Below are 19,414 nucleotides of genomic sequence, written 5' to 3' on the forward strand. Positions count from 1 at the left end.
GCCCCGTGACTTCCTCGGAGGCCCCGCCAAACTGCGCAAGATGCAAACCGACTTCTCTCAGTAGAGCTGGAAAGATGCTACTTACAGTTGCCCGCTTTCCGATATCCCGCCGCCTGGGCTCCAGATTCAGAATCAAAAGTTATCTGGTTTTTCGCCGACACCTGACCATAACCAGGGCACCCCATTGACAGGTGATAGATCTGGCTTTTCCGGTTGCCAATGATCGAACCTGCTCCGCTTGTGCTTGCCAGGGACGGCTGGGCTGCTGCTCGCGGGGGATTCACAGGAATGGCGCTACCCACTCCATCACCAACCGCCTTGTATCCTTGCGTCCATCGACGGTCACCGGTTACGAACGGGTTGGAATACCCCATGATTGTCGCAATGCGCCTATCACGCTCTTTCTCCCAAGCCGAAACGGGGTGCTGTTTGTCCCAGGCCATCAGGAGCTGTTGCTGCTGACGAGACATGTTCAGATTGTATCGGTCGAACATGTAAAAGGTTGTCCTGGCGACTAGCCCCTTAACCTCGTCACGCGGTTCCGCCGATCGTTGATCGAAATCGACTCGCGTTTTGCACTGCCCATACTGCGGCGCCACTCCGGAAGCCATACCGTAGTTGAAATTGCTACGGTCGCCGTTCACCTCTCCAACGGATGGGTAGAGGTTGAACAGGTCTGCTTCCATTGCTCGAAAAACTGGATCATCGTCTACGCAGTGCTCTCGACCACCGTTCTGCCAGCATTGGCGTTGATTACCGAATGTCCAGGCAGGAACGATGTGTTCCCACTCAGTCCGTTCAGCACGGTTCTGTTGTTTCCTGGTTTGATAGCCGCAAGATTCAGCGTCAATCCGGCCACCCGACTTACCTACCCATGTCCACTTGCAACCACAATACAACTCGCCAAAGGCACTGTTCGCCTGGTCGAGGTAGATTTTTTGCTTTGCGATGACCTTGGCTTCGGAAAAGGTCGATGGAGGGCTTGAAAAAGCGGGGGTGATTACCGAGAGGGCCAGTGCTACTACGGAAAGCAGTTTTTTCATTGGACAGCTTAAGCAATTGAAAGGAAACGCATTATACGCACGACTCATCCAGCAATTGCTGGAAGGACGTGCCTTCAGGTTAGAATGTTCATCAATGTCTGTTCGTAAGAACCCTCCACTCGCTTCGCGTAGTCGCGCCAAGCGGTAGCCGGGCGACCAGCTGCTCATACGGTTTATGTGGCACAACGGAAAAAGCTTTCAGGGCTTGAAAGCGCGTTGCTACGCACTCACTGCTTATATTATATAGTTAAGGACACAAGATGTTATTACACGATTTGAGTCTTGGAACAGCCGTATACCAATCGTTATTTGAAGAATGAATCGCCCGCTGTTTGTTTCTCTAGATGGGCCCAAGGGAACCGGCAAAACCACACTGTTGGAGGCCGTTACGAAAGTACTGAGGGCAGACAACAAGAAGGTGATCCGACTTTGCGAGAAAAAAAGCGATCCCTATAGGGGTGAAACAATGGCCCTCGTTAACAAACTCGTCAGAAATCCCACCCGGGATTTGGAGTTGGGGGTTTGTGAGCGCTTTGCTGATAGCCGTACCTGGATTTCCCAGCACGTGCTGACTAAACAGCCACCGGGCAGCATCATCTTGATCGATCGCTGGTACCCGTCTGATGCCGCGTTTCGCCGGCTAGTCCCGTTTGCAGAGATTCTACAGTTGAACATCGATCGAAACGTGCGAGTGCCAGACCTGCATGTCGGGGTTGTCACCGCCCCTGATGTTTCATGGGCGAGGGCAGAGGCACGATCTCGCGGGTTGGGCAGTACTGTGATCCATAACCTGGAAGAGCATGTCGCTTGTACCAAGGCGTTCGAGCGAGCGATTGCAGATCACGGCTGGGTTTTATGCCGTAATGAAGGAACGATCGAAGACGCAACGATGCAGGTGATTTCTGAGATCTATAGAGTGCTTCGATGCCCCGTAGGCGAAGTTCGCGGCGCCGGCCTTGATGCGATCACGTAGACACGCTTGCCGCTTGCTATCTCTCGATCCGTCGCCAGCTGGCTGCCTGCAGTTCGGTCAGAAGGGCTTCGACCACAAACTCTGGTGGTTTGGGATTGGGCCCGACAGACAGATTGGTCAACGTCACCTTCTTCTACTACCGTAACCAAACGCGCTAACTGTAACCGCAGGATTGGTTGCAACAAGTACGCGGACCGGGACAGCGTCATGGGAGTAACCAAAGCCATCAACGGTGAACAGGTCGGCTTGGAAGAGCGCAAGGACTGGACGAAGAAGGCGCGGAAAATCTGGTTCTGAATGTTCGGCGCGCGGCGCCATGTGGACAGGAGAGGCTTATGAGCGTCCGAAGCAATGCTGCGAAGTTGAGATTTGATCCGGCGTTTGCGTCGTTGCGCGATGGCCTTTCGGTCGCTCAGCAGATTGGCGACTCACTTTGGGTGGCCAACGACGAAACCACGAACCTGGAACGCCTGAAAATCCAGGATGCTGCACCCGGCGACGTCGTGAGGTGCGATGAGCACCAATCGTTCCAGCTCTTGGACTATCTGGACCTGCCCCTACCGAATCAAGACGCCGAGATCGATATCGAGGGCTTGGCCTATGCCCAGGACAGTGGTTACCTCTGGGTGGTGGGCTCCCATAGCCTGAAGCGAAAGAAGGCCGAGGTCGACAACCCTGCGCAGAGAAATATCAAGCGACTATCGACGGTAGAGGCCGACGGCAATCGCTTTCTGCTGGCCCGCATCCCTGTGGTACAGCAGAACGACGGCTATGTACTCGCCAGGAAGGTGGACACCGATGGACGTACGGCGGCGCAGCTACATGGCAACAAGGTCGGTAACGACCTGACCACGGAAATTGCTGGAGATGATCAGCTATGCGACTTCCTGCGTATCCCGGGTAAAGACAACGGCTTCGATATCGAAGGGTTGGCGGTGATCGGCTCACGCCTTTTGCTGGGGCTGCGTGGACCGGTCCTTCGCGGTTGGGCTGTGCTGCTGGAGATCGAGCCCGAGCTGAGCGACGACTCGACTGACACGCTGGTGCTTAAGAAGATCAGCCCGGATGGGCGCCGCTACCGGAAGCACTTTTTCGCACTAAACGGCCTGGGAGTGCGTGACCTGTGCACGAGCGGCGACGATCTGCTGATCCTGGCGGGTCCCACCATGGACCTGGACGGTCCGGTAACGGTCTTCCGCTGGCGCGGCGGTTTCGCGTCCGACGAGGAAAGCGTGGTCTTTACGGATCAATTGGAGGAAGTGCTGAAGGTGCCTTTCGGGCAAGGCAATGATCACGCTGAGGGCATGTGTCTGTTCGAATCGGGAGAGCAGCTTGGGGAGGTTCTGCTGATCCTCTACGACTCCGCGGCGAAGTGTCGTAAACACGGCGCTACGGATGTGGAAGGGGACCTGTTCATCCTGAATTAGGTCCGTCCGTGTGTTTTCAGCGCAGGCTCTTCAGCGCGCGGGATGCTTGGGTGAATCCATGATGATGCGGTGTGCTTGAGGGCCAGCGCAGCCTTCGGCAGCGGCTACGGGCGTAAGCCTGCGTGAAATGTTGAGGGCAACGGCCCGCGCGTTGCTGCAGATTTCACGTAGGAGCGCATTAGAAAAATCTCGATTGTTGATGTGATCACGGTGTATTCATTTAAGAGCGGAGGTTTGGACGAAGCGGGCGTTAATCAGCATGAGCACCCGCCACTCAATACGCGATTTAACATAATATACATTATGCGAACCAAAGGATTGGTGCATCAGGGTCGATGAGGTCAGATTTCAAGGCTGGCAATCCCTCTCTGGCCGACCCTGTAAATTGTCGATGCTCTGATGACATCTGCTCCACGCTATTTCCCATTCTGTTCCATGACTTCACTGAAGACGCTTTGTTGCTAGCGTCGATGACGTTGCTCATACTCGCGAACTTGGCATTGATCGAATCTGCAGGCAGACACTCCGCACAGGAATCCGAAATGATAAGAGCATTTGAGCAGCATGATATGGAACGCATTCTGGACATCTGGCTCAGCGCTTCGCTAAAAGCCCATGACTTTATAGAGGCTGCGCACTGGCAATCCCATGTGGAGACGCTGCGTAACATCTATATCCCGGCATCAGAGTCTTATGTGATCGAGGAGCAATCCAGGGTTTTAGGGTTTTGCTCGTTGCTGGACAACCAGCTTGCGGCGCTGTTCATAGACCCCGCATTTCAAGGCAAGGGCCTGGGTAAGCAGTTACTCAAGCATGCAAAAGCCTTGCGCAATCAATTGACCCTGACGGTTTACAAGGAAAACACCCCGGGTTGCGCCTTTTACCTATCGCAAGGTTGTGTCGTGGTTCAAGAGCAAATTGACGCTCAAACAGGACAGACCGAATACCTGATGGCGACCGCTAATGCCATCGCCAGGGCCTGACACCTTCTCTTTAAATAACCAAATATTATAACTAAACTAAAAATCTATTTAGTTGAGTTATATATATCCGCTCGTTAATTCCGCTGTATCAAATTATCAACGCCCTACCCAACCCGGGCCCCGTGACAGCTACGCTTGAGCGTTTCACTTGGCAACTCTTGAAACAACGCCCGATAGCTGCTGGAAAACCTGCCCAGGTGCCAGAACGACCACTGCATCGCCACTTCGGCCACCGTGGTCTCCATGGGCGAGCGCTTTAGCAGTTCACGGTGCGCGCTGTTGAGCCGGCGCAAGCGTAGCCAATGGCTGGGCGTCATGCCGGTGTAGGCCTTGAACGCCTGCTGCAACTGGCGCAGGGACACCCCGGCTGCCCGAGAAAGCGCCAGCAGGTTCAGGGTTTCTTCCGGAACGTCGGCCGCCCATTCACCGATACGCTTCATGACCGCGCGTTCTTCGGCGCGGCGCCGCAGACCTCCGCGATCGAGGCAGACGCAGGCATTATCGAGGATGTACAGGCAGTCCTCCAGCAGCTGCTGGGTCAATGCCTCCTTGCTCGGCGGATCGAGTGTCTGCGCCAGCCGGGTCAGGGTCCCGCTCAACCAGCGGCTGAACAGCGCGTTTTGCCCCGAGTTCAGCGGCGCCATGAACAGCCCTTCAAGCCGCTCGACATCCAGGCCGTGACGCTGAACGAACGCCGGACCGAACACCACGGCGATTTCCTGGTAGTTCTGCGGGGTGATCCAGATGTTGCGGCTTTCTTCATTCAACACGTACAGCGCGTTATCGCTGCGATCGAAACAGAACGCCAGTGAGCCTTCGGGCGCGCTGAAATTCTGCTCGACCCGGGTGTTCATGTGTTCCTCGTAGATCTCCACGCCTTGCAGGTCCAGGTAGCGCACCCGTCCGGCGAAATGACCCGGCGACATCTGCTGGTAGTGCTGGACCCAACCGGGTGTGGCGCGGATCTGTTCGGCGACATCTTCGGTGTTGAAGGCTTGGACCTGTAACGGACTGGACGCTGTCATGGGAGACCTTACGCACTCGTTTGGTGCGTTTTGGTGCTGCTGAAAGTGGATAGATGGATCGGCAAGGCTCGCCCAAGATAGTCGTCAACGCGCCACAGGGGAAGTGTGTGGTGGATGAAACCACCCTCCCCGGCGTTAATGAAACCAATGACGAGGTCTTTATGAATGTCCCTTTCGATCAGCTGTTCACTTGGCTGAAAGATCACAAGATTACCGAAGTCGAGTGCGTCGTCAGCGACCTGACGGGCATTGCACGCGGCAAAATCGCACCCACCAACAAGTTCCTGCATGAGCGAGGCATGCGCTTGCCGGAAAGTGTGCTGTTGCAAACGGTAACCGGGGACTTTGTCGACGATGACATCTACTACGACCTGCTCGATCCGGCCGACATCGACATGGTGTGCAAGCCCGTTTCCGATGCGGTTTACGTGATTCCGTGGGCCATCGAGCCGACCGCCATCGTGATCCACGATACCTTCGACAAGTTCGGCAACCCGGTCGAACTGTCGCCGCGCAACGTGCTGAAGAAAGTCCTGCAGCTGTACACCGACAAAGGCTGGAAGCCGATTGTCGCGCCGGAAATGGAGTTCTACCTGACCCAGCGCTGCGAAGATCCGGACTTGCCGCTCAAGGCGCCGCTGGGCCGTTCGGGCCGTGCGGAAAGTGGCCGGCAGTCGTTTTCCATCGACGCCGCCAACGAATTCGATCCGCTGTTCGAGGACGTCTACGACTGGTGCGAACTGCAGGGCCTGGACCTCGACACCTTGATCCACGAAGACGGCCCGGCGCAGATGGAAATCAACTTCCGTCACGGCGACGCGCTGGACCTGGCCGACCAGATCACCGTGTTCAAGCGCACCTTGCGCGAGGCGGCGCTCAAGCACAACGTCACCGCGACCTTCATGGCCAAGCCGATCGGCGATGAGCCTGGCAGCGCCATGCACATTCACCAGAGCGTGGTCGATATCGCCAGCGGCCGGCCGATCTTCGCCGATGCCGAAGGCAACATGAGCGAGCTGTTCCTGCACCATATCGGCGGCCTGCAAAAGTACATCCCCAAAGTGCTGCCGATGTTCGCGCCCAACGTGAACTCCTTCCGCCGCTTCCTGCCGGACACCTCGGCCCCGGTCAACGTCGAATGGGGCGAAGAAAACCGCACCGTCGGCCTGCGTGTACCGACCTCCACGCCGGATTCGATGCGCGTGGAGAACCGCTTGCCGGGCGCTGATGCCAACCCTTACCTGGCGATTGCGGCGAGTTTGTTGTGCGGCTACCTCGGCATGGTCGAACGCATTGAACCAAGCGCTGCGGTCCAGGGCCGTGCCTACGAACGGCGCAATCTGCGCCTGCCGATCACCATCGAAGACGCCCTGACGCAGATGGAGGAATGCGAAACCGTCGGCCGCTACCTGGGCAGCAAGTTCGTGCGCGGTTACGTCGCGGTCAAGCGCGCCGAACACGAGAACTTCAAGCGGGTGATCAGTTCCTGGGAGCGGGAGTTTCTGTTGCTTAGTGTCTGAGACCTCACTCCCCGATTAGATCACAGTCCCCTGTGGGAGCGGGCTTGCTCGCGAAGGCGGCGCCATAGTCACTAATGATGTCGCCTGACACGCCGCTTTCGCGAGCAAGCCCGCTCCCACATGGGGTAGAGAACACCAGAGAAACACCTGAATAAAAATTCAACAACTATAAGAGGTGTCGCCATGCATCTATTGAAATCCATGCTCCCGGTCGCGCTGGCCATGCTGTTCAGTACCGCAGTGCAGGCCGGGCAAAGCGTCAGCGTCTACAACTGGACCGATTACATCGGCGAGACCACCCTCGCCGATTTCCAGGCCAAGACCGGGATCAAGGTCATCTACGACGTATTCGATTCCAACGAGACCCTGGAGGGCAAGTTGCTCGCCGGTCGCACCGGGTACGACGTGGTGGTGCCGTCCAACCACTTCCTCGCCCGCCAGGTGAAGGCCGGTGCCTTCCTCGAGCTGGATCGCTCGCAGTTGCCCAACTTCAAGCATCTCGACCCCAAACTGCTGGCGTTGCTGGAGCAAAACGATCCGGGCAACGCGCATTCGGTACCCTATCTGTGGGGCACCAACGGCATCGGCTACAACGTCGAGAAGGTCAAGCAGGTGCTGGGCATTGACCGCATCGATTCCTGGGCGGTGTTTTTCGAACCGCAAAACCTGAAGAAGCTCAGCCAGTGCGGCGTGTCGATGATGGATTCGGCCGATGAAGTGTTCCCTGCGGTCCTCAATTACATGGGCATGGACCCGCGCAGCGAGAACCCTGAGGACTACAAAAAAGCCGAAGCCAAACTGTTGACCATTCGCCCTTACATCACCTATTTCCATTCCTCCAAGTACGTGTCGGACCTGGCCAATGGCGACATTTGCGTAGCCTTCGGTTACTCGGGGGACGTGTTCCAGGCCGCCAACCGGGCCAAGGAAGCGAACAACGGGGTGAACATCGCTTACGCGATACCCAAGGAAGGCAGCAACCTGTGGTTCGACTTGCTGGCGATTCCCGCCGATGCCGGCAACCAGAAACAAGCCCATGCGTTCATCAACAACCTGCTGGACCCGCACGTGATCGCCAACGTCAGTGCTTCGGTCGGTTACGCCAACCCGAACCCGGCTGCCCAGCCCTACATGGACGCCGCACTGGTGAATAATCCAGAGGTGTATCCGCCCCAGGCAGTCCTCGACAAGCTCTACATCTCGACCACCCCGCCCCAGCCGATCATGCGACTGATGACCCGTTCCTGGAGCAAAGTGAAGTCCAACCAATGAACAACCAACACGCGCAGTCCTATTACGCGGCGACAGCGACAAGCATGGCGCCCTACCCCACGCTGGACGAGGATCTGGTCGCCGATGTGTGCGTGATCGGCGGCGGTTTCACCGGGGTCAACACGGCAATCGAACTGGCGCAGCGCGGACTCTCGGTGATTGTGCTGGAAGCCCGACGGATCGGCTGGGGCGCCAGCGGGCGCAACGGCGGTCAGTTGATCCGCGGGGTCGGCCATGACGTCAGCGGTTTTGCCCGGTATGTCGGTGAAGAAGGCGTGCGTTATCTCGAGCGCGCCGGGATCGAGTCGGTGGAACTGGTGGGCAACCGCATCCGCGAACACCGGATTGACTGCGACCTGCGCTGGGGCTTCTGTGAGCTGGCCAATACCAAGGCACAGTTCGCCGCGTTCGAGGCAGAGCAACAAAGTCTGGCCGAGTCGGGTTACGCCCATCAAACCTGCCTCGTGGGGCCGGAGCAGATCCGACAGCAGGTGGTGGACTCCGGGGTGTATGCCGGCGGTCTGGTCGACATGGGCTCGGGGCACTTGCACCCGCTCAACCTGGTCCTCGGTGAAGCGCGACTGGCACAAACCCTCGGCGTGCAGATTTTCGAGCAAAGCCCGGTACTGGAGTTGATTCATGGCAGTACCGTACAGGCGCGCTGTGCCGCTGGCACGGTACGCGCCGGCACACTGGTGCTGGCGTGCAACGCGCACCTGGAAGAACTCGAACCGAAACTGAGTGGCAAGGTGCTCCCGGCGGGCAGCTACATCATCGCCACCGAGCCTTTGGCGCCCGAGGTTGCAGCGCAGTTGATCCCGCAGAACCTGGCGTTGTGCGACCAGAAAGTCGGCCTTGATTATTACCGGCTCTCGGCGGACCGACGCCTGCTGTTTGGCGGGGCCTGCCATTATTCCGGGCGCGATCCGGCAGACATCGAGGCTTATATGCGGCCGCACATGCTCAAGGTGTTCCCGCAATTGGCCGACGTGCGCATCGACTATCAATGGGGCGGCAAGATTGGCATCACCGCCAACCGTTTCCCCCAGGTCGGGCGCTTGCGCCAGCATCCCAACGTGTTTTACGCCCAGGGTTATTCGGGCCATGGCCTGAATGTGACCCACTGGTGCGCCAGGTTATTGGCCGAAGCGATCCATGCCGGACACAGCCAGGGGTTCGATGTGTTCAGCGCCGTGCCGCACATGACTTTTCCTGGCGGGCCGATGCTGCGCTCGCCCCTGCTCGCCCTCGGTATGTTCTGGTATCGGCTGCGCGAGTTGCTCGGTTGACGAAGAAGCCATTGGTTGCCTGACAGGCCGCCTTCGCGAGCAAGCCCGCTCCCACATTGATCCTCATTGAACACAGCATTAGTGAACGACAGAGATCCCGGTGGGAGCGGGCTTGCTCGCGAAGAACGATGACGCGGTCTAAGGGGCAATTGCGCCTTTAGATTTGCTCAATCGCAAGGCACTTCTATATTGAGGGGGTGCTCTGACTTTCCTGTGTCCTGGCGAGTGCGGCCTATGGCTACTACTGACCACCTGATCATCTGCGAGCACTGCGACTGCGTGTATGAAAAAGTCACGCTCGCCAAACATCAGAAAACCCTGTGTACGCGCTGTGGCGGCGTGCTTGAGCGCTATAACGGTCTTTCGGTGGAACAGCGCCTGGCATTGACCTTCACGGCGGCTGTGTTGTGGACTTTCGCCAATTTCTATCCGGTCATGAGCATCAGCCTCAAAGGCCTGAAAAACAGCGCAACGCTCTGGGATTCGGTGCTGGCCCTCAGTCACGGGCCGATCACCTTCATTGCCCTGGTGGCGGCGATTGCGATGATCATCGCACCGGTGTTCCAACTGTTGTTGCTGATCTGGGTCCTGAGTTACGCCCTCGCGAACCAGCGCTCGCCCGGCTTCAGGTTCTGCATGCGCTGGCTGGAAACCCTGAGGCCCTGGAGCATGCTGGAAGTCTGTCTGCTGGGGGCCATGGTCGCGGTGTTCAAGCTCGCCGGCTTGCTCGATGTGTTGCCCGGTATCGGTCTGTTCGCCCTGGCGGTGCTCAGTTTGATGATGATCCGCATTGCCGGACGCGATATCCGCGAACTGTGGGACACCTTATGACGACGCCACCGCTCGCCAGCGAACTCAATCTGTGCCTGTGCCACAGCTGCGGCCTGGCCTGTGACATCACCCATGACCCCCATGAATGCGAACGCTGCGGCGCACCGCTGCACCGGCGCAAGACCGACTCGCTGGCCCGGACCTGGGCTTTTCTGCTGGCGTCGCTGATATTTTATGTGCCGGCCAACCTGCTGCCGGTGATGAACACCACCATGCTCGGCTCCGGTTCCGAAAGCACCATCATGGGCGGTGTGCTGGAGTTCTGGCAGCACGGCGCCTGGGACATCGCCCTGATTATCTTCATCGCCAGCATCGCGGTGCCAGGCATCAAGTTCGTCGCCCTGACGATGCTGCTGGTGACTGCCCAGCGCGGGAGTTCATGGGCGCGCAAGGAACGCTCGAAGCTTTACCGATTCGTCGAACTCATCGGTTACTGGTCGATGCTCGACGTGATTGTCGTCGCCCTGGTAGCGGCGCTGGTGAAGTTCCAGGCCCTGGGCGATATCGAACCGCGCCCGGGCATCTTGTTCTTTGGCCTGGTGGTGGTGTTCACCATGCTGTCGGCGATGAGTTTCGACCCGCGCCTGATCTGGGATCAGCGCGATGATGCACGCAATAACCCGCCCAACGAGGAGGTCATGGATGAAGTCGCAAGCCACTGACGGGCCGCAAGCCCCCGGCCCGGCCCCGGTCAAGACCCGCCGTTTCAGCATTTCGCTGGTATGGATCGTGCCGATCGTCGCCGTACTGGTGGGGATTTCGCTGGTGGTGCACAGCCTCATGCAGGAGGGGCCGACCATCACCATTACCTTCAAGACCGGCAGCGGCCTGACGGCCAACAAGACCGAGGTCAAATACCGCAATGTGGTGATCGGGCATGTCTCGGACGTGGAACTGAGCGACGACCAGAAGAGTGTCAACGCCACCGTCAAACTGTCCAAGCAGGCAGAAAGTTTCACCCGCCAGGACTCGCAATTCTGGGTGGTGCGCCCGCGTATCGGTGCCGGCGGGGTTTCGGGTATCGATACCTTGCTGTCCGGGGACTACATCGGCGCCGATATCGGCCAGTCCAACACCCGTGCGAAGAACTTCACCGGGCTGGAAAACCCGCCGCCCATCACCTATGGCGAACCGGGCAAGCGCTTCACGCTCAATACCCAGGACCTCGGTTCGCTGGACATCGGCTCGCCGGTCTACTACCGCAAGATTCCGGTCGGACAGGTGGTGGCCTATGCCCTGGACGCCGACGGCAAAGGGGTGAACATCGAAGTGTTTATCCATGAGCCCAACGATGCCTACGTCACCGAGAACACAAGGTTCTGGAACGCCAGCGGCATCGACGTGAACGTTGGCGCCAACGGCTTTGCGGTCAAGACCGAGTCGCTGTCATCCATCCTGGTGGGCGGCATTGCCTTCCGCGCCCCGGAATACAGCCCCGACGATCAACCGGCCAGCGAGGATCAAGCCTTCGACCTGTTCGAAGATCAGCAAACCGCCCTCGCCCCGCCCCACGGCAAGGGGCAATACCTGAGCTTGCGTTTCGACCAGGCGCTACGTGGGCTCAGGGTCGGGGCACCGGTGGAATTCCTCGGCATCGAATTCGGCAGAGTGGTGTCGATCAACCTTGATTACGACGCGACAAAGCGCAGTTTCCCGGTCAATGTCGGCATTGTCATCTACCCGCAACGCCTCGGTACGGCTCACGTCAAAATGCTCAAGGCCTTGAATCATGATCCCAATGACGAAGCGGCGGGCGTGCGGCTGATAGGCAGCTTCATCGAAAACGGGCTGCGGGCCCAGGCCCGTAGCGGCAATCTGTTGACCGGCCAGCTGTACATCGCCCTCGATTTTTACCCCAAGGCGGAGAAAGTGGCGTTCGATCCAACCGCCCGTCCCGTCTCTATACCCACCATTCCTGGCAGCCTCGAACAGTTGCAGGAAAAACTGGAGGGCATGGTCAACAAGATCAACCAACTGCCGATCGAGCGCATCGCCGGCAACCTCGACAGTAACCTGGTCGAGCTGCGCAAAGGCCTGGTCCAATTCAATGCCAAGACCCTGCCCGGCGTGCAGACCACCCTGGCGGACGTCAGCAAGACCCTGCAATCGGCCAGCTCGACCCTGGCCGAAGACTCACCGCAACGGGAACAGCTGAGCCAGACCCTGGACGAACTCGGACGCATGTCACGCTCCTTGCGCGAGCTTTCGGATTACCTGGGACGGCATCCGGAGTCACTGATTCGCGGTCGCCCCAACAATGCCGCGCCGCTGGATTTGCAAGCGCCACCGCGCAACTGACTACAGGAGCAATACCATGGCTTTTGCGCTGAAGATAACCTTGGTCACTGTGCTGTTGATGCTCACTGCTTGCCGCAGTGATCCGATTCAATTTCACACCCTGGTCCCGACCCAGTTGGGCAGCCATGGGAAGTCCGCTGTTGCGGAGATCCAGATCGAAGCGATCAGCGTACCGCCCCAGGTCGATCGTCCGCAGATCGTCATCCGCCAGGGCAACAGTGGCCTGGCGATTCTGGAAACCCAGTGGTGGGCCGCGAGCCTGGTGGACGAGTTGAGCAGCGCGTTGAAGGATCAACTGGTCAACAGCAATGCTCAACGCAGGATGTCAGTGCGGCTCGACGTGCAGCGCTTTGACTCGATTCCCGGCCAGTACGGCCTGATCGACGTCAAATGGCGCCTGCGCAATCTGGGCGAAAGCGATAACACCCTGGTCACGTGCCGCAGCATCTTGCAAACGCCTTCGGGACCGAATATCGATGATCTGGTGGCGGCCCAGCAGAACAACGTCAAACGCCTGGCCGCGCTAATCACCCAGGCAGCGAATGGAACACAAAGAGGTTGCCCGTCAGCCCAGTGACTTGACGATTTTTCTCATTCTGCGCATTACATTTGCCAGGCTTAACCTGCAAATGATTCGTATTGGCCTACAATAATTGACGACCACCCCGGTCAAGTCTGCGTGCACGATTCTAAAAGAACAGGAGCGGCCCCAGCATGATCCCCCCTATCCCGTCTTATCTTAAATACGCAGTGCTGACGGCCGCGCTGTTGAGCGCCGGTCACGGGTATGCCGCTGATACCGAGGGCATCGTGGTCTACAACGCCCAGCACGAAAGCCTGACCAAAGCCTGGATTGAAGGTTTTACCAAGGACACCGGGATCAAGGTTACCCTGCGCAATGGTGACGACACCGAGATGGGCAACCAGATCGTGCAGGAAGGCGCAGCTTCCCCGGCGGATGTATTCCTGACCGAGAACTCCCCGGCCATGGTGCTGGTCGACAACGCCGGGCTGTTTGCGCCGGTGGCCCCGGCCACTCTTGAACAGGTCGACGCGACCTACCGTCCGGCCCATGGCAAATGGGTGGGCATTGCCGCGCGCTCCACGGTATTCGTCTACAACCCGGGCAAACTGCCCGAAGCCGAGCTGCCCAAGTCGCTGATGGACCTAGCCGGCCCGAACTGGAAAGGCCGCTGGGGCGCGTCGCCCGCCGGCGCCGACTTCCAGGCGATCGTCGCCGCCGTGTTGGCCCTCAAGGGAGAAGCCGCGACCCTGGAGTGGTTGAAAGGGATGAAAAACAACTTCACCGCGTACCGGGGCAACAGCGCCGTACTCAAGGCGGTCAATGCCGGCCAGATCGATAGCGGCGTGATCTACCACTATTACCGCTTCGGCGATCAGGCCAAGACCGGTGAAAACAGCAAGAACACCGCCCTGCACTACTTCAAGCACCAGGATCCCGGTGCCTTTGTCAGCCTTTCCGGTGGCGGCGTCCTGGCTTCCAGCAAACACAAGGATCAGGCCCAGGCGTTTGTGAAATGGGTGACCGGCAAAGACGGCCAGGCCATCCTCAAGACCGGTAACTCGTTCGAATACGCGGTGGGCAAAAACGCCGAATCCAACCCTGAACTGGTGCCTTTGCAGCAGCTTGACGCGCCGAAAGTCGACGCTTCAACACTCGACAGTAAAAAAGCCGTGGAGCTGATGACTCAGGCCGGACTGCTCTGATTGATGCCTGAAACGCTACCGGCGGATGTCGCTGAGGCGATCCCGCCCAACTTGCGCCGACGCTCCCGCGGCCTCTTTGCGGGCCGCGGCGGTGCGTGGGTGATCGGTTTGTCGGTGCTGGTGTCGCTGCTGGCACTGCTGCCGATCGCTTTCGTCATCGGCGTGTCCTTCGAGACCGGCTGGGCGAGCCTGGTGCCGCTGATTTTCCGGCCACGGGTCGGCGAGTTATTGATCAACACCCTGTTGCTGGTGGTGATCACGATTCCCTTGTGTGTGCTGCTCGGGGTGGCCCTGGCCTGGCTCACCGAGCGTACCGATATGCCGGGGCGACGCTGGTGGTCGTTGTTGGCCACGGCACCGCTGGCAGTCCCCGCCTTCGTCCACAGCTATGCCTGGGTCAGCCTGGTGCCACCGATTCATGGGCTGTTTGCTGCAGTTCTGGTTTCAGTCATCGCCTACTTCCCGTTCCTGTACCTGCCAATTGCCGCATCCCTGCGGCGGATCGACCCGACCATCGAAGATGTCGCCGAGTCACTGGGGCTCAAGCCCTGGGCGGTATTTTTCCGGGTGGTGCTGCCGCAATTGCGCCTGGCCATCTGCGGCGGTGCCTTGCTGGTGGGCCTGCATTTGCTGGCCGAATATGGCCTGTACGCGATGATCCGCTTCGACACCTTTACCACGGCGATCTTCGATCAGTTCAAGTCAACCTTCAACGGCCCCGCCGCCCACATGCTGGCCGGGGTGCTCGCCTTGTGTTGCCTGGCGATGCTGACCGTCGAATCCGCCGCCCGGGGCCATGCACGCTATGCCCGCGTCGGGTCGGGCAGCGCCCGCGAACAGCGGATCGTGCGCCTGTCTACCGGGCCAACCGTACTGGCGCTGGCCTTGCAGATCCTGACCTGCGCACTGGCGCTGGGTGTGCCGTTGATCACCTTGGGTAAATGGTTGATCGCTGGCGGCACGCAAGTCTGGCAATTGTCCGAACTGCTGCCGGCGCTGGAACAGACCGTGCTGTTGGGCATCAGCGGGGCGATATTGACCACCTTGGCGGCCATTCCGATTGCCTGGCTGTCGATTCGCTCGCCCGGGCGACTGCAGCGGGTGCTGGAAAGCTGTAACTACATCACCAGCTCGTTGCCGGGGATTGTCGTGGCCCTGGCCCTGGTGACCATCACGATTCATTTCGCCCGGCCGATTTACCAGACCACGATCACGGTGCTGCTGGCTTATCTGCTGATGTTCTTGCCCCGGGCGCTGGTGAGTTTGCGCGCGGGGATTGCCCAGGCACCGATCGAGTTGGAAAACATGGCCCGCAGCCTAGGACGCTCGCCCGCCCGGGCGCTGTGGCTGATCACCTTGCGTCTGGCCGCTCCGGGCGTTGCCGCGGGGGCCGCGCTGGTGTTTCTGGCGATTACCAATGAACTGACGGCCACCCTGCTGCTCGCGCCGAACGGTACGCGCACCCTGGCGACCGGGTTCTGGGCGTTGACCAGCGAAATCGATTATGCCGCCGCAGCGCCCTATGCCCTGCTGATGATCGTCCTGTCGCTGCCGTTGACCGCGATTCTTTACCATCAATCCAAACGGACGGCAGGCCGATGAACACGCTCGAACTGCACTCGATCTGCAAGTCCTACGGTGCCCAGACCGCCCTGGAAAACCTCAGCCTGTCGGTGCCCGCCGGCAGTCGCACGGTGATTGTCGGCCCTTCGGGCTCGGGCAAGACCACCTTGCTGCGCATGATCGCCGGCTTCGAATTCCCGGATTCAGGCCGCCTTCTACTCAATGGTCTGACGCTGGTCGACAACACCCATGAGGTGCCGGCCCACCAACGATTGATTGGCTATGTTCCCCAGGATGGAGCCCTGTTCCCGCACATGACCGTCGCCGCCAACATCGGCTTCGGGCTGTCGACCAGGGGCCTTGAAAAACAGCAGCGTATCGCCGAACTGATGGACAGCGTGGCGCTGGACGCCAGCATGGCCAAGCGTTGGCCCCATGAACTATCCGGCGGCCAGCAGCAACGTGTGGCCCTGGCGCGCGCCCTGGCCCAGCAGCCGCGCCTGATGCTGCTGGACGAACCGTTTTCGGCACTGGATACCGGCTTGCGCGCCGCCATGCGCAAATTGGTCGCACGGCTGCTGGCCGATGCCGGCGTCACCACCATTCTGGTCACCCATGACCAGAGTGAAGCGTTGTCGTTTGCCGATCAGCTGGCGGTGATGCGTCAGGGCCGACTGGTGCAGTCAGGCCATCCGCTGGACCTGTACCGCTATCCCGACGATGAACAAACCGCCCTGTTTCTCGGCGATGCGGTGGTCATGCCGGCACGGATCGAAGCGGGCTGGGCCCATTGCGACCTGGGGCGGATACCGGTCAACAATCACAGGAACAACAAATGCGCGCAGATCATGCTGCGGCCCGAGCAATTGCACCTGGTCAGCATCCAGCCGAATCCGACAAAGGCCGTCGGCTGCCGTGCAGTGGTGACCGAGCGCGATTTCAGCGGCAATACCTGCACCTTGACGGTGGAGTTGCAGTCGCACAATTGCGCGCAACAGCCAGGCCGATCCTTGATGGTGCGCAGTTCGGGGTTGTATGCGCCACCCATGGGTAGCGCCGTTCAGGTCTCGATGATCGGCCACGCCCACGTTCTGAGCTAAGCCTGAACCCCGCTCCTCACAGATCGAAGCGGTCAACCGCCCGACGCCGCTCGTTGTCATCGCGCACATCGTAGTTGGCGGTGGTCTGAATGTTGCTGTGATGCGCCAGCTTCTGGGCGATCGACAAGTCATGCTCTTCGATCACTCGGGTAATGAACGAGCGCCGAAAGTCATGGGGCATGATCTTTACCCCGACTTGCGCGCCACGCTGGCGGGCAATGTAATAGATCGCGTGCTTGGTGATGCGCTCGCGAGTGATGTGACTGCCGCGGCGGATGCGATTGAACAGGAATGGATCGTCCTCTTCGCCTTCCTTGAGTTGCGACCGGCGCAGCTCCAGCCAGGCATCCAGTTTGGCGAAGGCCCAGGCCGGTGCGTACTTGATCAACTGCTTGTTGCCCTTGGCGGTGACCCGCAGGCTGCGTTCGGCGAAATCGACCTGATTCAGGTCCAGGTTCACCGATTCCGACTTGCGCATCCCCGAACCGTACAGAATCCCGATGATCGCCGCGTCCCGCAGGCCTTGTGGTCGAGGATCGGCGGCGCAGACCTCCATCATCTCCTGGATCAGCGAGCGCCTGAGATTGCGTCCCTGGGACAGCCGTGTACCGGATATTCCCTTGACCGAGCGCATTTTCAGCAGGTGCTCCTGACTGATCAGGCTCATGCGCCACGCTTCGTTCATCACCCCGCGCACGGCGTTGACGTACAGCGAAGAGGTGTTTGGCGCGTAGCCATCCGCGCGCAAGGTGGCCACCAGCGCAATGACGTCTTCGGGCTGCAACTCATGCCAGGGAATCTCCTCGACATTCATGTCTTCGAAACCCAGGCGGTCGGCCGCATCCTGCAAGACGTAGCGCATGGTCAGCTGGCTGGACGGTGCCAGGCGCGCCAGGTACAGGGTCAGCGGATTGATTTTTGGCGTATTGGCCACAACAGCGGGTAAGTCAGTCAAACGAAACGGCCTTGAATGAAAAGTCCAGGGGAAAAGCGCAACGATAGGTAAAGAACTGGCGGTTACGCTGCCGGTCATGGTCGGGAAAGTCAATTGGTTTGCCCGGCTGAGCAGGGACTGCACACGTCATCGCCCAATAACAAATGCGCCCCCCTGTAGCAGCTGGCTTGTCGGATCGCCGCACCGCAGCGAAAGCGGCCTTGGGCCTTGCGTCGCCCATGCAGACGCCTTCGCCGGCAAGCCTGGCTCCTACGGAGTTGGGCCAAACATTCATGAAAAATCAAGCTGGCACCTTCAAGTCGACACCCAACGCCTGGGCAAACGCCTTCACCAGCGGACTGCGCACGGTGTTGTGGCGCAGGATCAGGTTGAACGGCGTATCGATGTGGATCAGGTCCGGACGCACGGCTCGAAATTGCCCCTGGGCCACCAGCGAGGCAGCGTAATGCTGGGGTAGAAAGCCTACGAAACGCCCGGTCTTGATCAACAACGCCACGGCTTCGACCTGGGTCGCCGAGGCCGAGAAGCTGTCGAAGTGGGCGAAATTCAGTTTGTCGCGATGAATCGCATAGCGGTGGTTGATGCACTCGTGGTCCTTGAGCACATTGCTCCCCATTTCCGCCTCCGGCAGGGTGAACAACGGGTGGCCGACAGCGCAGTAGACTTGCGAGCGCTCCTCATACAGCGCGTAATAATCGAACTCTTCCCGTCGTTGATAGACCGGGACAATCCCCGCCAGCAATCGCCCCTCTACCACGCCCCTTTCCACCTCGTCCAGTTGAGAGGTCTGAAGTTGGAATCTTACTTTGGGCGACGCTTCGTTAATTCGTCTTAGTGCAGCAACTAACGGCGAATGGGCGTCGGAAATCGTATTGTCAATAATCCCCACGCCAAGATCGCCGACAAGTTCATTTTGCGCTGAACTAAGACGATCACGAAAGTTATCGACCGAGGCAAACAGGTCAATGGATGCCTGATACACCAGGCTGCCTTCTTCGGTCAGGTGAAAGCCTTCCCGCCCCCGAGTGCACAGGCGCATGCCGATGCGAATTTCAAGGTCGGAGATCTGTTTGCTGATGGCTGCCAGCCCCACATTCAGCTCGTTCTGGGCCGCACTGAACCCACCGGCCTCAACCACGGCCTTGAACACTTTGAGCAATTTGAAGTCCAGGCCACTGAGGGTCAGCGGTGCCCGATGCGGCGTTTTTGGCGGCGGGTTTCCGGAATTGGAAAGTGGGGTTTCCATAATGCTTATTTACCTCTGGCGCCCTTTTCAACACTCTGTGCACAACAACAAAAACATAGCTGGCCAATAATAATGAACACAGAAAACCAGGCTTGGCAACCGCTAAAAAATTTCGCCCATCAGTGCCAACTCACTGATTTCGAACTGTTAAAGCTGACATT

General features: G+C 59.1%; 17 protein-coding genes. 13 read left to right on the top strand and 4 right to left on the bottom strand.

The window, feature by feature from the left end; genetic code table 11:
* Positions 1–77: 77 nt before the first annotated feature.
* Entirely contained in the window at positions 78–1,043 is a 966-nt protein-coding gene (locus F8N80_RS08440) for an endonuclease (protein ID WP_150747457.1), read from the bottom strand.
* 316 nt (positions 1,044–1,359) lie between these two features.
* Between F8N80_RS08440 and F8N80_RS08445 the strand changes: the two genes are divergently transcribed.
* From F8N80_RS08445 to F8N80_RS08455, 3 genes are all read left to right on the top strand, one after another.
* The gene (locus tag F8N80_RS08445) at positions 1,360–2,016 is read left to right on the top strand and encodes a dTMP kinase (protein WP_150783670.1); all 657 of its coding nucleotides are present in this window, start codon (positions 1,360–1,362) and stop codon (positions 2,014–2,016) included.
* 335 nt (positions 2,017–2,351) lie between these two features.
* Positions 2,352–3,443, top strand: coding sequence for a DUF3616 domain-containing protein (locus F8N80_RS08450; RefSeq protein WP_150783671.1), 1,092 nt, complete (start codon positions 2,352–2,354; stop codon positions 3,441–3,443).
* A gap of 542 nt (positions 3,444–3,985) precedes the next feature.
* On the top strand, positions 3,986–4,426 hold the full coding sequence (locus tag F8N80_RS08455; protein ID WP_150783672.1) for an N-acetyltransferase: 441 nt from the start codon (positions 3,986–3,988) through the stop codon (positions 4,424–4,426).
* 104 nt (positions 4,427–4,530) lie between these two features.
* Here F8N80_RS08455 and F8N80_RS08460 read toward each other — a convergent pair whose 3' ends face one another.
* Positions 4,531–5,451: a helix-turn-helix domain-containing protein gene (locus F8N80_RS08460; protein WP_150744138.1), complete on the bottom strand. Its 921-nt coding sequence runs from the start codon at positions 5,449–5,451 to the stop codon at positions 4,531–4,533.
* A 161-nt stretch (positions 5,452–5,612) separates the two neighbouring features.
* On the opposite strand from F8N80_RS08460, the gene F8N80_RS08465 reads away from it, so the two are divergent.
* The 10 genes from F8N80_RS08465 (at position 5,613) to F8N80_RS08510 (ending at position 17,052) form a co-directional block, all read left to right on the top strand.
* Entirely contained in the window at positions 5,613–6,971 is a 1,359-nt protein-coding gene (locus tag F8N80_RS08465) for a glutamine synthetase family protein (protein ID WP_150744137.1), read from the top strand.
* A gap of 183 nt (positions 6,972–7,154) precedes the next feature.
* A complete protein-coding gene (locus F8N80_RS08470) occupies positions 7,155–8,243 on the top strand; it encodes a polyamine ABC transporter substrate-binding protein (RefSeq protein ID WP_150744136.1) in 1,089 nt (362 codons plus the stop codon).
* Positions 8,240–9,532, top strand: a complete 1,293-nt coding sequence (locus tag F8N80_RS08475) for an NAD(P)/FAD-dependent oxidoreductase (RefSeq protein ID WP_150783673.1) — start codon at positions 8,240–8,242, stop codon at positions 9,530–9,532. Before F8N80_RS08470 ends, F8N80_RS08475 begins: the two co-directional genes overlap by 4 nt.
* 234 nt (positions 9,533–9,766) lie before the next feature.
* On the top strand, positions 9,767–10,363 hold the full coding sequence (locus tag F8N80_RS08480; protein ID WP_150744134.1) for a paraquat-inducible protein A: 597 nt from the start codon (positions 9,767–9,769) through the stop codon (positions 10,361–10,363).
* Entirely contained in the window at positions 10,360–11,025 is a 666-nt protein-coding gene (locus F8N80_RS08485; protein WP_150744133.1) for a paraquat-inducible protein A, read from the top strand. The genes F8N80_RS08480 and F8N80_RS08485 overlap by 4 nt, the downstream gene beginning before the upstream one ends.
* The gene (locus F8N80_RS08490) at positions 11,006–12,661 is read left to right on the top strand and encodes a PqiB family protein (protein WP_150744132.1); all 1,656 of its coding nucleotides are present in this window, start codon (positions 11,006–11,008) and stop codon (positions 12,659–12,661) included. The genes F8N80_RS08485 and F8N80_RS08490 overlap by 20 nt, the downstream gene beginning before the upstream one ends.
* Before the next feature lie 16 nt (positions 12,662–12,677).
* Positions 12,678–13,238: a PqiC family protein gene (locus F8N80_RS08495; RefSeq protein ID WP_150744131.1), complete on the top strand. Its 561-nt coding sequence runs from the start codon at positions 12,678–12,680 to the stop codon at positions 13,236–13,238.
* Between the two features lie 137 nt (positions 13,239–13,375).
* Entirely contained in the window at positions 13,376–14,389 is a 1,014-nt protein-coding gene (locus F8N80_RS08500) for an iron ABC transporter substrate-binding protein (protein ID WP_150744130.1), read from the top strand.
* Positions 14,390–14,392: 3 nt separating this feature from the next.
* Complete coding sequence (locus F8N80_RS08505; RefSeq protein ID WP_150783674.1) at positions 14,393–15,991, top strand: ABC transporter permease; 1,599 nt, start codon at positions 14,393–14,395, stop codon at positions 15,989–15,991.
* The gene (locus F8N80_RS08510; protein ID WP_150783675.1) at positions 15,988–17,052 is read left to right on the top strand and encodes an ABC transporter ATP-binding protein; all 1,065 of its coding nucleotides are present in this window, start codon (positions 15,988–15,990) and stop codon (positions 17,050–17,052) included. Before F8N80_RS08505 ends, F8N80_RS08510 begins: the two co-directional genes overlap by 4 nt.
* Before the next feature lie 16 nt (positions 17,053–17,068).
* Here the strand turns inward: F8N80_RS08510 and F8N80_RS08515 are convergent, their stop codons facing one another.
* Together F8N80_RS08515 and F8N80_RS08520 are read right to left on the bottom strand one after the other, a co-directional pair.
* A complete protein-coding gene (locus F8N80_RS08515) occupies positions 17,069–18,007 on the bottom strand; it encodes a site-specific integrase (RefSeq protein ID WP_318185853.1) in 939 nt (312 codons plus the stop codon).
* A gap of 280 nt (positions 18,008–18,287) precedes the next feature.
* Positions 18,288–19,253: a LysR family transcriptional regulator gene (locus F8N80_RS08520; RefSeq protein ID WP_150783676.1), complete on the bottom strand. Its 966-nt coding sequence runs from the start codon at positions 19,251–19,253 to the stop codon at positions 18,288–18,290.
* Between the last annotated feature and the right edge of the window lie 161 nt (positions 19,254–19,414).

This window comes from Pseudomonas fluorescens, assembly GCF_902497995.1.
GTDB classification, from domain to species: domain Bacteria; phylum Pseudomonadota; class Gammaproteobacteria; order Pseudomonadales; family Pseudomonadaceae; genus Aquipseudomonas; species Aquipseudomonas fluorescens_BK.

Coding starts and splice junctions, on each gene's coding strand:
- F8N80_RS08440 (WP_150747457.1), bottom strand. CDS start 1,043: ATGAAAAAACTGCTTTCCGTAGTAGCACTGGCCCTCTCGGTAATCACC.
- F8N80_RS08445 (WP_150783670.1), top strand. CDS start 1,360: ATGAATCGCCCGCTGTTTGTTTCTCTAGATGGGCCCAAGGGAACCGGC.
- F8N80_RS08450 (WP_150783671.1), top strand. CDS start 2,352: ATGAGCGTCCGAAGCAATGCTGCGAAGTTGAGATTTGATCCGGCGTTT.
- F8N80_RS08455 (WP_150783672.1), top strand. CDS start 3,986: ATGATAAGAGCATTTGAGCAGCATGATATGGAACGCATTCTGGACATC.
- F8N80_RS08460 (WP_150744138.1), bottom strand. CDS start 5,451: ATGACAGCGTCCAGTCCGTTACAGGTCCAAGCCTTCAACACCGAAGAT.
- F8N80_RS08465 (WP_150744137.1), top strand. CDS start 5,613: ATGAATGTCCCTTTCGATCAGCTGTTCACTTGGCTGAAAGATCACAAG.
- F8N80_RS08470 (WP_150744136.1), top strand. CDS start 7,155: ATGCATCTATTGAAATCCATGCTCCCGGTCGCGCTGGCCATGCTGTTC.
- F8N80_RS08475 (WP_150783673.1), top strand. CDS start 8,240: ATGAACAACCAACACGCGCAGTCCTATTACGCGGCGACAGCGACAAGC.
- F8N80_RS08480 (WP_150744134.1), top strand. CDS start 9,767: ATGGCTACTACTGACCACCTGATCATCTGCGAGCACTGCGACTGCGTG.
- F8N80_RS08485 (WP_150744133.1), top strand. CDS start 10,360: ATGACGACGCCACCGCTCGCCAGCGAACTCAATCTGTGCCTGTGCCAC.
- F8N80_RS08490 (WP_150744132.1), top strand. CDS start 11,006: ATGAAGTCGCAAGCCACTGACGGGCCGCAAGCCCCCGGCCCGGCCCCG.
- F8N80_RS08495 (WP_150744131.1), top strand. CDS start 12,678: ATGGCTTTTGCGCTGAAGATAACCTTGGTCACTGTGCTGTTGATGCTC.
- F8N80_RS08500 (WP_150744130.1), top strand. CDS start 13,376: ATGATCCCCCCTATCCCGTCTTATCTTAAATACGCAGTGCTGACGGCC.
- F8N80_RS08505 (WP_150783674.1), top strand. CDS start 14,393: ATGCCTGAAACGCTACCGGCGGATGTCGCTGAGGCGATCCCGCCCAAC.
- F8N80_RS08510 (WP_150783675.1), top strand. CDS start 15,988: ATGAACACGCTCGAACTGCACTCGATCTGCAAGTCCTACGGTGCCCAG.
- F8N80_RS08520 (WP_150783676.1), bottom strand. CDS start 19,253: ATGGAAACCCCACTTTCCAATTCCGGAAACCCGCCGCCAAAAACGCCG.